This is a genomic window from Streptomyces sp. NPDC058663 (assembly GCF_042716745.1).
In the GTDB taxonomy this organism is placed as follows: domain Bacteria; phylum Actinomycetota; class Actinomycetes; order Streptomycetales; family Streptomycetaceae; genus Streptomyces.
Genome location: NZ_JBHXRV010000002.1, coordinates 21,907 through 32,980 on the forward strand (window position 1 = coordinate 21,907; position 11,074 = coordinate 32,980).

The window sequence follows — 11,074 nt, forward strand, 5'->3', positions numbered from 1 at the left end:
CCCCGCAGCGCGGGCACCGCGACGACGGCCGTGCCTCCGGCGTTGCCGGGCTTCAGCGTGGCCTGGATCCGGTGGCCGGACAGGTCCGCCCGGTCCGGGGCGGTGCGGTGCAGGCCGGCGACGGCCGCCTTGAGCCGGGCACTGTCCAGGCAGCCCACCGGGTGCTGGGGGAGGCTCTGGCCGGGCCGGGTGGCGGTGAGCGTGAGCGAGAGGCGGCCGTCGCGCGGCACCTTGCCCAGGGCGCGGATCTCCGCCGCGGTCATGGTGGTGACCCGGCCGAACCAGGCCCGGTCCGGCTCCTCGTTCACGGCCAGCCGCCCCGCGAACCACGGGGCGTGCGCGTACGCCGTGCTGCCGGGGGCGCAGCTCACCTCGAAGCGGGTGGGGACGCCCCGGCGCAGGAGCCAGCCGTGGGGCCCCGGGCTGCTCCCGGCCTCGGGGCGGAGCTCCGGCACCGCGTAGACGGGGGCGCCGATCGCGCTGTTCAGCCGGTCGAAGGCGGTGGTGTCGCCGCCCGGGTGCACGGGTGGCACGCTCGCCCCCGGCCCCCGTACGGTCACCAGCGGGGCGGCGGGCGCATGCCGTACGAGAGGCTTGCGCGGGCCCGCCGGTTCCTGGGCGACGTACGTGGTGGCGCCCATCAGGGCACGCCCGACGGGTTCGGCGAAGCTCTTGGTGTGCCGGCCCTCGATGTACCAGCCGGCGCCGAGCGCCTGCAGGGTGCGCGAGGTCTCGGCGGGAACGTGACTGCTGTAGTAGGAGCCGCCGGCCGCGCCGAGCAGCATCGGGTCGTTGTTGGCGTACTCGTGCGACCCGGGGTCGGCGCGCTGCCCCGGGCCCGCGGCGGCCTGGGCGTCGCGCAGGGTGTCGCGCATCCGCAGGGTTTCGGCGTCGAAGGTCCGCTTGGGAGCGTACCAGGGGATGCGCTGTTTGATCCCGGTCACCGAGTAGACGGTGGCCGCGCAGGAGAGCAGGACGGCGCAGCCGAGCCCGGCGGCGATGAGTGCCCGGGCGCGCCGGACGGTCCTGGCCTTCCCGGCGCCCTTGTACGCGGCGCCGCCCGCGCCTCCGCCGTACCTGTGCAGCAGCGTCAGGCCCGCGCACATGACGGGGATGCCGCCGAGCGCGAGCACCAGGGTCATGGTGCCGACCGTGCGCTGGCCCGCGGTGAGCGCCACCAGGAGCGCGAGCACGCCCGCCCCGTACAGGAGTTCGCGCGGGTGGGGCCTGCGGGAGAGGGCCAGCCAGGCGATCATGGTGAGGATGCCGCTGAGGACGAAGGTCGCGCGGTAGGGGCTGCCGTTGGGGATGGCGAAGGCGTGCCACAGCAGGACGCCGGGCTTGGTCACGAACGACACCGCCACCAGCAGCGCGAGCCCCCACCACAGGACCCGTTCCCGCACCGGGACCGCCCGCTGGAAGGCGAACGTGGCCAGCAGGAGCAGCCCGAGCAGGCCGAAGCAGATACCGGGGGCGGCGGCCGAGGTGCGTCCGCCGGGGAACAGCTGGGCGAGCTGGAGCAGCAGGCTCGGCGGTCCCTTGTACTCGATGACGGTCACCGGCTGGGCGCTCTTGCTGGAGACGTAACTGACGATCAGCACGGGTGCGACGAGCAGCAGTGCCGTGACGGCCATGCCGGCGGCCCGCAGCAGTACGCGCGCACGCGCGCGCGTGTCGAGGTCCTCGCGCAGCAGCAGCCGTACGACGAGTACCAGCGCGGCCCCCAGGGTGGCCATCGCGGCGGTGTAGAAGTTCGCCGCCCAGCACAGGGCGATCAGGAAGGTGCCCAGGAACCAGCGGCGGCCCTGCAGGCACCAGTCGGCGGCGATCCCGACGAGCGGGAGCGCGACGGGGCCCCACATCCACATGGGGTCGGCCTGGCCGTCGCTGACCACCCAGCCGCACAGCGCGTAGCCGACCGCCAGCAGCCCGCGCTGCCAGGCGGGGCCGGGCCGCAGGCGGGCCAGGAAGAGGGTCATGACGGTGGCGGCGAGACCGAGGGAGAGCAGGGTGACGAGGAAGACGGGGAGTTCGACGAGGTCGCGCGGGAAGAGCCCGACGAGGAAGGAGAACGGGTTCGTCAGGTAGGTGAAGAAGTCCGGCAGGAAGGGGGTGCCGTAACCGCTGTTCCAGTTGAAGAGCAGGTCGCCCCTGGCCTCACCGTGCAGCAGGTCCCACAGGTGGGCGTGGTACGGGACGAACTGGTTGCCGAGGTCGTTGATGGCCCGCGACCGCTCCCCGAAGGGGTAGGTGTTGCGCAGGGCGAGGGCCAGGCAGTAGGCGGCCATCGCGGTGCAGCCCGCGAGGACGGCGACGGCACGCTCACCGCTCAGCCGGCGCAGCAGCTCGGACTCGCTCCACGCGCGCGTGCGGGTGGCTGCGGGGGCGGAGGCGGGAACGGAGGCAGAGCTTCCCGGCGTCTTCCCCGTCTGCTCCGTCGCCCCTGCCTCCAGGGGCTCCCCCGCCCGCTGTGTCTTCCCTGTTTCCCCGTGGGTGAGGATGCGCCGCGACAGGACGAAGGTCACCGGGATTGCCGCGGCGGCGGCCACCAGCGGGGCGATCCGCTCGTCCATGCCGGCCCACTCCACCAGCGCGAACACCCCCACCGAGGTGACCGTGAAGTTGGTCAGGTTGGTGAGGGGGAACAGCAGGAACTTCCGCCAGGTGGGGCGGGTGCGGTAGGTGAAGTACGTGTTGAGGAAGAACGACCCCACCATGCTGATCACGAAGGCCAGCACATAGGCCGGGTAGTACGGCAGCCACTGGTGCAGGGCGAGGTAGCAGGCGTAGAAGGTTCCCGTGTTCACCGCGCCCACCAGGGCGAACCGGAGCACCTGGTGGATGTGCGAGGCCGTCACTGCCCTATTTCCCTGTTTCCCGTGCTGAGGGTGCTTCCGGCGCCGATGGCGTTCGTCGTGCTGACGGCATTGCCCGGGCCGGCGGCTTTCCCGGTACCGGCGGTTTTCCCGGTCCCGACGGTGTTGCCGGTACCGGTGGTGGCGATGTTCGTGCGCAGCAAGGCCATCGTGGTCTGCGGCCCGCTCGTTTCCTTGACCAGGAAGTGCGGGCGGCGCTTGGTCTCGTAATAGATCCGGCCGATGTATTCGCCCACCAGCCCCAGCATCACCATCTGCGCGCCGCCCAGGCCGACGATCGCGGCGAGGAGCGTGGCGTATCCGGGAGTGCGCACGCCGAACGCGAGCGTGCTGACGACGATCCACACCACATAGAGGGCGGCCAGTCCGGCAAGCAGCAGACCGAGGTGAATGGCGACGCGCAGGGGGCGGTTGTTGAACGAAATGAGTCCGTCGACGCCGTAGTTCACGAGGGCGCCGAAACGCCATTTCGTCTGTCCGGCCTCGCGCGCCACATTGGTGTAGTCGAAAGTGACGGTGTCGAAGCCGATCCAGGAGAAGAGCCCCTTGGAGAAGCGGTTCTGCTCGGGCATCGACAGCAGGGCGTCGACGGCCCGCCGGGACAGCAGCCGGAAGTCGCCGACGCCGTCCGCGAGCTCGACGTCCACCCAGCGGTTGACCATGCGGTAGTACGCCCGGCCGAGGGTCCTGCGGAGGCGCGACTCGCCGTCCCGGTCCCGTCGGGCTATCACCTGGTCGTGGCCGTGGCTGTGCAGCTCCAGCATCCGCCCGATCAGTTCCGGCGGGTGCTGGAGGTCGGCGTCCATCAGGACGACGGCGTCACCGGTCGCTTCGCGCAGGCCGGCCAGCATGGCGGCCTCCTTGCCGAAGTTCCGGCTGAAGGACGAGTAGCGCAGCGCCTCGGGGTACTTTTCGGCCAGCTCGCGCAGCAGGGCGAGGGTGCGGTCCGAGCTGCCGTCGTCGACGTAGCAGATCTCGTAGTCGACCGGAAGTGAATCGAGTACCGACCGCACTTTCGCGTCGAACGACTCGATCACCATTTCTTCGTTGAAGCAGGGCACCACGACCGACAGGCGCATGGGGTCTCACTTCCGGTCTGTACGAGAACTCCGCACGGGGATTCCACGGCGGGTGTTTGGTCGCCTATCGAGACAGCATTCTCGTCGTATCGGTTGCCTCTGTGTGACTCACTTCACATGCTACGGAGAAAAGCGGAAGTCGCCACACGGCCCAGAAGGGCGAGTCGGGAGCCGCCCTCCGCCAGATGGTCCTCCAGGGCTTCGCGGACGCCGGGCCAGGCCGCGTCGCCGTAGTCGTCGAGGACCACGATTCCGCCGTCGGCGACGATCTCCTCGACCCATTGCAGATCGGCGAGCACCCCTTCCCTGGAATGGTCGCCGTCCACCACGATCACGCCGTACTTGCGGTCGGAAACCGCCGAGCGGATTTCCGGGTCCTGCGAGAAACCCTTGAGAATACGGGCCGTTGGGGCACTGTCGCCGTCTGCGGTGAGGGTGGTTGTGGCCAGTGCCAGGTTGGCCCGCACGACATCCTCGCGGACCGGGGTGCCGGTCGGGTCGGCGTGGTCGCGGACCGCGTCGGGCTGCAGCTGCGAGCCGATGAGCGGGTCGACGATGGTCAGCCGGGGTTCGATTCCCTCGCGGTGCAGCATCCGGGTGAGAGCGGTCGCGAAGAGGCCGTGGAGGGTGCCGATTTCGAGCACGTCGGAGTTCGGCGGGGCCATAAGCGGAATGGTGGCGAGTTTTCCGCAGACGTTGGACGTGCCCCCCGCGAGGCGTCCGACACCGAGCGCTTCGAGCGCCACGACGGTCCGGAACGCGGACGTCACGGCCCGCCGCCCGTGCGCGCTGCCGCTGACGTCCGCCACCTGGGCGACCAATTGGGTGATCTGCTCGGCGGACGGCATGCGGTGCGCGCCCCGGCCGGTGCGGTCGAGCAGCATCCCGACGGCGTTGCTCTGCTTCTTGAGGACGTCGAGCTCGGCCCGCAGTGCGGCGATCTCGCTGCTGGTGGTGCGGGTCTGGGTGCGTACGCGCTGGTCGACCAGGGCCGCGAAGGGACGCAGGGCGCGGCGGGCGAGGGGATGGGTCAGCAGTGGCATGGGCGGGACGCTATGCGGCCCGGCGGATGGGGGCGTGGCCCCCGGGCGACGGCAGGGCGAACCGGGGGTGACGGTCGGGCCGGGACTTTGTCCGGACAACCGGACAAAGTCCCGGGCGCGGCCCGTGGAGGCAGCCCGCAGGGGGCACGGCCCGTGGGGGCGGCCCGCCACGGCCCGTGGGGGGCACGGCCCGGTGCGGCCCGTGGGGGGCACGGCCCGGTGCGGCCCGTGGGGGGCCGGTCAGGTCCTGCCGCCGCCGAGGCGGTGCTGGCGTTCCAGGGCCCGGCGTACCTCCGCGACCAGCGGGTGGTAGCCCCCGTACACACGCTCGGCGTCGTACAGCAGCGCCTGGAGCTGCCGTCCCGCCTCCGCGTGGTCACCCAGGGCCAGCAGCAGCTGGGCGGACCTCAGCCGCAGTTCCAGGGCGCGCGTGGGGTCGTTGCCGGTGACGTAGCCGTTCTCGTAGTACGGCTGGAGGGCGCGGTACTCGGCGAGTGCCGCGGCGGGTTCCCCGAGCTGTTCCAGGCACTGCGCGGCGTCGTAGCGGAACTGGAGCGCCTGCGGGTCGGCGGGACCGCTCTCGGCGGCCCGTTCGTCGGCGAGGCGGCGCAGCTCGGGCAGGGCGCGCCGGTACTGGCCGTCGTCCAGCAGGGTCGCCGCGTACTGCTTGCGCAGGATGCGCACCACCGGGGAGCGTTCGCCGTGTTCGGCGGCGGCGGCCGGGAGGATGCTGCCGAGGAGGTCGACGGCCTGGGTGATGCGGCCCTCGCCGAGCAGCTGCTTGACCTCGTCGACGGCCGCGGCGACGTCGGGCCGGGCGGGGGCGGCGGGCGGCGGGGTGTGCGCGGGGTGTGCCGGGGGCGGGGGCGGCGGCCGCATCGGCAGGTGTTCCGGCGGCGGTACCTGCACCGGGGGCGTCAGGGTGGCGGCCCGGTCCGGCCACGGTGCGTGCGGGCGCAGGAAGGGCCGGGTCGGGTCGAGCGGTCCGGCGGGGATCCCGCGGGCGGGGAGCAGCGGGGCGAGCCGCTCGTACACCTCCTGCGCCGAGCCCGGGCGGTGCTGCGGGTCCTTCGCGAGCAGGTCGAGCACCAGCGCTTCGAGCGGTCCCGGGACCTCGGGGCGGCGCTGCCGCAGCGGCAGCGGCGGCTCGTAGAGGTGGCGGTGCAGGATGCCCAGGGCGGTGGACCCCGCGAACGGGACGTCGCCGGTGAGGAGTTCGTGCAGCAGCACGCCGAGTGCGTAGAGGTCGGTGTACGGGCCGACGGCACCGCCCATCGCCTGCTCGGGCGCCATGTACGCGGGCGTGCCGATGGGAGTTCCGGTGTGGGTGAGGCGGGTGGTGTCCGTGTCGAGTACGGAGGCGACGCCCAGGTCGAGGACGGTGAGCGCGCCGTCCGGTTTCACCATGACGTTGCGCGGCTTGAGGTCGCGGTGAACGATCGGCACCGCGTGCACGGCGGAGAGCACGGCGCACAGCTGGGCGGCGACGGCGACGGCCCACTGCCAGGGGTACGGGTCGTGTTCGGCGAGGTGGTCGGCGAGGTCGGAGCCCTCGACGTACTGCATGACGAGATAGAGGTCGTCGTTGTCGCTGCCCGCGTCGTGCACGGTGACCAGGCCCGGGTGGTCGACCTGGGCGGTGACCCGGCATTCGCGTACGAACCGGCGGCGCATGTCCTCGGCCTCGGCCGCGGCGGCCATCCGGTCGGGGCGCAGCAGTTTGACGGCGACCCGGCGGTCCAGGCGCTGGTCGTACGCCGTCCACACCTGGCCCATGCCGCCCTGGCCGATGAGGGTGGAGAGCTCGTAGCGCCCGGTGATGACACGGCCGTTCACCGGCGGTGACCTCCGTCGCCGTCCTGGGGGCCTTCCTTGCGCAGGAGCTCGCTCAATTCGTCCAGTTCGGCACGTACTTGGTTGATGCGGGGCGGCCGGGGCGGGGGCTGTTGCTGGGGCTGCGCCTGTGGCTGTTGGGGGTGTGGCTGCGGCTGCTGGGGCTGCTGGGGCTGGGATTGGGGGTACTGTCGGGGTGGCTGCTGGTAGCCCGGCGGGGGTGTCGGCTGTTGCGGCGGGTAGCCGTAGCCGGGGGTGGCCGCGGGGCGGCCGGCGTGGTCGTAGGAGGGTGTGGCCGGGTGGCCCTGGCCGGCCGGCAGCCAGCCGTGCGGCGGCAGCAGGGGCGCCTGCGGCCTCTGGTGGTACTGGATGTCGGCGATCAGATAGTGCGTGGTGACGCCCACCGCCATCGCCAGCAGCAGGAGCAGGCAGATCCAGTCGACGGCCTTGAGCGGGGTGTCCTCCCCCTCGTTCCCGTACACGCCGATGACGACGAACGTGGTGATCGCGAGCAGCAGCACCAGGGTGAACAGCGCCCAGTCCGAACGGCGTCGGCGCACCACCGCGATGCGCAGCATCGCCGCCCAGGACAGCAGACCGCAGCTGCACAGGGTGAGCGCGACGAACAGCACCCGGAGGGCGACCAGCACCCCGGGGCTGGGCCTGCTGCGCGGCATGGTGGGGCCGGGGCCGTGCATGGCTGCTCCTGAAGGGACTGGCACGCGGCGGGACGTGCGGGAAAGGTACGACGAGCGTATACAGCGACTCGGACAACGGCCCCTGGGTTGTACGGATCCCGCGACTTCTCGCCCGCGGTCGCCGTCGCGGGCCCCGGCTCGGCGGCTGCGGACTCCGGCCGGGGCCGCCCGGGCCCGGCCCCCTCCCCGGTTTCCGCCCTCCGTCTACTCCGCCCGGACCGTGCCGTCCGTCAGTCCGTCGTACAGGCCCTGCACGAGCTGTTCGCCGAGCCGGCCCGCCACCCGCAGCGCGTCCTCGAAGGCGGCCAGGGTGCGGAAGCGCTCGCCGTAGCGCTGCTGCTCGGCGAGCGGCAGCCGGGGCACCTGCAGGCGTCGCACGTCCAGCCGGGCGGCGGTGGAGGCGTAGCTGCTGGCCCTGCGGTTGTTGGCGGTGCCGCGCAGGAATCCGGCGAGGAACCACGGGTCGACGGCGGCCGGGTCCGGCCGCAGCAGATGCAGGTGGCGGCCCAGCACGGCGCCCGCGCCCGCCTCGTCGACCACCCTCGCGACGGCGCCGCCGCCGAGCAGCGGCACGACCACGTCGCCGGGTGCGGTGAGTACCGCGTCGGCGTCGGCGCCGTCGGCCGGGTGGGAGGTCGTACTCGTGGACACTCCGGAAGCAGCCCCTCCGCCCAGTACGTCCTGTTCGGTGAGCACGGGCACCCCCTCCGGGCCGCTGCCGCCTCCGCTCCTGAGCGACAGCGCGCCCGCCCGCGCCAGTTCGCCCACCGTGGTCAGGGGCCAGTGCACCGGCGGGGTGGCTTCTTCGGCCGTGCCCGGCTGCGGGTTCAGCTCGGCCGTCAGGCGCAGGGTGTCCGCGAGCCGCTCCCGTACGGCGGCCAGCTCCGCCACTCCGCCGCCCGCCGGGGCGGGCGGCAGGTGCCGGGCCGGCGCGAGGTCGACGTCGTCGTCCAGCAGCTCGACGACCGGCACGCCCCGGCAGACTCCGGGCCGCTCCGCCACCGTGCCGTCCCTGTCGAACTCCTGCCAGGTGTCGAGGACCGAGGTGTGCAGGGTGGGCCAGTCCAGCTTGTCGCGGCCCGCGGCGGAGAGGTCGGCGGTGTCGACGACGAGGAGGTCGGAGGCGGGCCGCGCCCCCGGCTCGGGCTTGCGCAGCACCCACAGGTGCAGGGGTACGCCGTAGGGCGGTGCGGCGCCCGCGGGCAGGGCGACCACCGCGCGCAGGGCGCCGCGGCGCAGCAGGTCGGCCCGGATGCGGCGTCCTGAGCGGCGGGAGGCGGCGGCGGGCGGCATCAGCAGGACGGCGGTGCCGCCTTCGCGCAGCCGGGCCAGGGCGTGCTGCACCCAGGCCAGTTCGGATTCCGTGCGGGCCGGGAAGCCGTACTCCCAGCGGGGGTCGTAGGCCAGCTCGTCGTGGCCCCAGTTGCGTTCGTTGAAGGGCGGGTGGCTGACCACGGCGTCGGCGGTGAGCTGGGCGAAGGAATCGGCGCGCAGGCTGTCGCCGGCGGCCGCGCGCACCTCGGTGGCGCGCGCGTCGGTGTGCAGGGCGAGCCGCAGCGCGCCGAGGGCGGCCAGGTCGGGGTCGGCGTCCTGGGCGCACAGGGCGGTGGGTCGCTCCCCCTCGGGGGTGTCCAGCGCGCAGAGCAGGGATGCGGTGCCGCAGGCGGGGTCGAGGACGGTGCGGGGGCGCCCGAGCAGGGCCGTCATCAGGGCGGCGGGGCCGGGCGGGGTGAGGGTGTACTGGCGCGGGTTGGCGTCGAGGTGCCGGTTGATCAGGAAATCGTACGTGGTGCGGGCTCCCGGTCCTGCGGCCAGTTCGGCGGTGGCGCGCAGCAGCGGCACCGACGGGGCGAGGTCGCGGGGAGTGAGGGCGGGCACGGCCCAGGGCCCGGGGCCGAACCTGCCGAACAGCACCGCTTCGACCGCCGCGGGCAGCAGTTCGGCGCACTTCGCGTCGGAGACCGCCGCCAGCTTCAGCCAGTCGGTGGGCCGGTCCTGTACGAGGGTCAGTACGCAGCCGGTGTGCACGAGGGCGGTGACCGCGCCCGCCGGGTGTCCTGCCACCTGCTGCCAGACCCGCTCCCGCAGGGGCACTTCGGCCAGTTTCCCCTGCTCGCGCAGCCAGCCCTCGACCTCGGCGAGCGCGAACGAGGGGCTGATCTCGGTGCCGCCGACGGGTTTGGGGAAGTCGGGGTGGCGCCGCCGCCAGTTGCTGACGGCGGCGCGGCCGACTCCGGCCAGCCGGGCGATCCCGGCGGCGGTCACCTCTGTTGCGCTCGTAGACGACACCGGTTGCCACTCCCTTCGAACCTCTGCTGTGACTCCGAGCATACCGACACCGATCGACGACGCCGCTTCACAGCGTGAACCGCTCAGACACCGTGCATCTTGTTGACTCGGTTCACAGCTTCTGTTGTCATTGACCCATCACACCGCGGGGCGGCTGACAGTCCCGAGCATCGATACCGCTCTGTCTTTGTCCGGAGGACACCCATGTCTCAGCACACGAACCAGTCGCCGTACCCGCAGGGCCCCGACGAGTACGGGCAGCAGCAGTACGGGCAGACGCAGCCGTACGGGCAGACACGGCCGCACGGACAGTCCCCCCAGTACGGGCAGTCCCCCCAGTACGGGGAGCCGGCGCAGTCGCAGGGCGCTCCGCAGCCGCCCCGGCAGCACGGGCACGCCGCCCCGCAGGAGGCCCGTAACGGTCTGGGCACCGCAGCCCTCATCCTCGGCATCATCGGCGCGGTGTCCGGTGTCATCCCGCTGTTCTTCTGGCTGGCCGGAATCCTCGGCCTGATCGCTCTGATCCTGGGCCTCAGCGGCCGGGGCCGGGCCAAGCGCGGCGGGGCCACCAACAAGGGAGTGGCGCTGACCGGCGCGATCCTCGGCCTGGTGGCGCTGATCCTTTCGGTGGTCGGCGCGGTCATCACCTTCAAGGCGGTGGACACCGCGGTGAAGGAGGTCGACAAGGCACTCGCCGGGCAGGAGGCGACCAGCGCCTCCGGCGGCAAGGCGGCGGACAAGGGAGCCCCGGGCGGCGAGGGCGGCGCCAAGACCGCGAAGGCGCTCGCGGCGGGCGCCACCGCCGACTACGCGGGCAAGCTCAAGGTCACCGTCTCCGCCCCGGCCAAGCACACCCCGTCCGAGTACGCCGTCGGCCACACCAAGGGAAACAAGGCCTACAAGGTCACGGTGACCATCGAGAACACCGGCACCGAGAATTTCGACAGCGCCCTCTCCCAGGTCGACGCCCGGGCGGGTGCGGACGGCAGGGCCGCCGAGCAGATCTTCGACGGCGACACCACCGGCACGGGCTTCTCCGGGTCGGTCCTGCCGGGCAAGAAGGCGACCGCGGTCTACGCCTTCGACACCCCGGCCGCGGCGAAGAACCTGACCGTCGAGGTCACCCCCGGCTTCCTGGACTTCAAGTCCTCCCACTGGGACCTGAAGCTCTGACCCCACGCCCCCGCCGTCGAGGCGGCGAGGCCAAGGTCCCGGCCCGGCACCTCACGGTGCCGGTCCGGGACCTCTCTGTGCCG

The 11,074-nt window shown here is 72.8% G+C and carries 6 protein-coding genes and 2 pseudogenes; 1 reads left to right on the forward strand and 7 read right to left on the reverse strand.

The window, feature by feature from the left end; genetic code table 11:
* Positions 1 to 629 precede the first annotated feature (629 nt).
* From ACFWVV_RS01395 to ACFWVV_RS01425, 7 genes and pseudogenes are all read right to left on the reverse strand, one after another.
* A pseudogene (locus ACFWVV_RS01395) lies at positions 630 to 2,288 on the reverse strand (YfhO family protein); the annotation flags it as partial.
* 171 nt (positions 2,289 to 2,459) lie between these two features.
* A pseudogene (locus ACFWVV_RS01400) lies at positions 2,460 to 2,858 on the reverse strand (GtrA family protein); the annotation flags it as partial.
* Positions 2,855 to 3,955 carry a glycosyltransferase family 2 protein gene (locus ACFWVV_RS01405; RefSeq protein ID WP_384342827.1) on the reverse strand — a complete coding sequence of 367 codons (1,101 nt, stop codon included), beginning with the start codon at positions 3,953 to 3,955 and terminating at the stop codon, positions 2,855 to 2,857. The pseudogene ACFWVV_RS01400 and the gene ACFWVV_RS01405, both read right to left, overlap by 4 nt.
* Positions 3,956 to 4,068: 113 nt before the next feature.
* A complete protein-coding gene (locus ACFWVV_RS01410) occupies positions 4,069 to 4,998 on the reverse strand; it encodes a class I SAM-dependent methyltransferase (protein WP_384342825.1) in 930 nt (309 codons plus the stop codon).
* Between the two features lie 240 nt (positions 4,999 to 5,238).
* The gene (locus ACFWVV_RS01415; protein WP_384342823.1) at positions 5,239 to 6,834 is read right to left on the reverse strand and encodes a protein kinase; all 1,596 of its coding nucleotides are present in this window, start codon (positions 6,832 to 6,834) and stop codon (positions 5,239 to 5,241) included.
* The gene (locus ACFWVV_RS01420; protein WP_384342821.1) at positions 6,831 to 7,529 is read right to left on the reverse strand and encodes a hypothetical protein; all 699 of its coding nucleotides are present in this window, start codon (positions 7,527 to 7,529) and stop codon (positions 6,831 to 6,833) included. Before ACFWVV_RS01420 ends, ACFWVV_RS01415 begins: the two co-directional genes overlap by 4 nt.
* Positions 7,530 to 7,733: 204 nt before the next feature.
* Entirely contained in the window at positions 7,734 to 9,794 is a 2,061-nt protein-coding gene (locus tag ACFWVV_RS01425) for an N-6 DNA methylase (RefSeq protein WP_384342900.1), read from the reverse strand.
* 228 nt (positions 9,795 to 10,022) lie between these two features.
* On the opposite strand from ACFWVV_RS01425, the gene ACFWVV_RS01430 reads away from it, so the two are divergent.
* Positions 10,023 to 10,991 carry a DUF4190 domain-containing protein gene (locus ACFWVV_RS01430; RefSeq protein ID WP_384342819.1) on the forward strand — a complete coding sequence of 323 codons (969 nt, stop codon included), beginning with the start codon at positions 10,023 to 10,025 and terminating at the stop codon, positions 10,989 to 10,991.
* The last annotated feature ends 83 nt before the right edge of the window (positions 10,992 to 11,074 follow it).

Coding starts and splice junctions, on each gene's coding strand:
- ACFWVV_RS01405 (WP_384342827.1), bottom strand. CDS start 3,955: ATGCGCCTGTCGGTCGTGGTGCCCTGCTTCAACGAAGAAATGGTGATC.
- ACFWVV_RS01410 (WP_384342825.1), bottom strand. CDS start 4,998: ATGCCACTGCTGACCCATCCCCTCGCCCGCCGCGCCCTGCGTCCCTTC.
- ACFWVV_RS01420 (WP_384342821.1), bottom strand. CDS start 7,529: ATGCACGGCCCCGGCCCCACCATGCCGCGCAGCAGGCCCAGCCCCGGG.
- ACFWVV_RS01430 (WP_384342819.1), top strand. CDS start 10,023: ATGTCTCAGCACACGAACCAGTCGCCGTACCCGCAGGGCCCCGACGAG.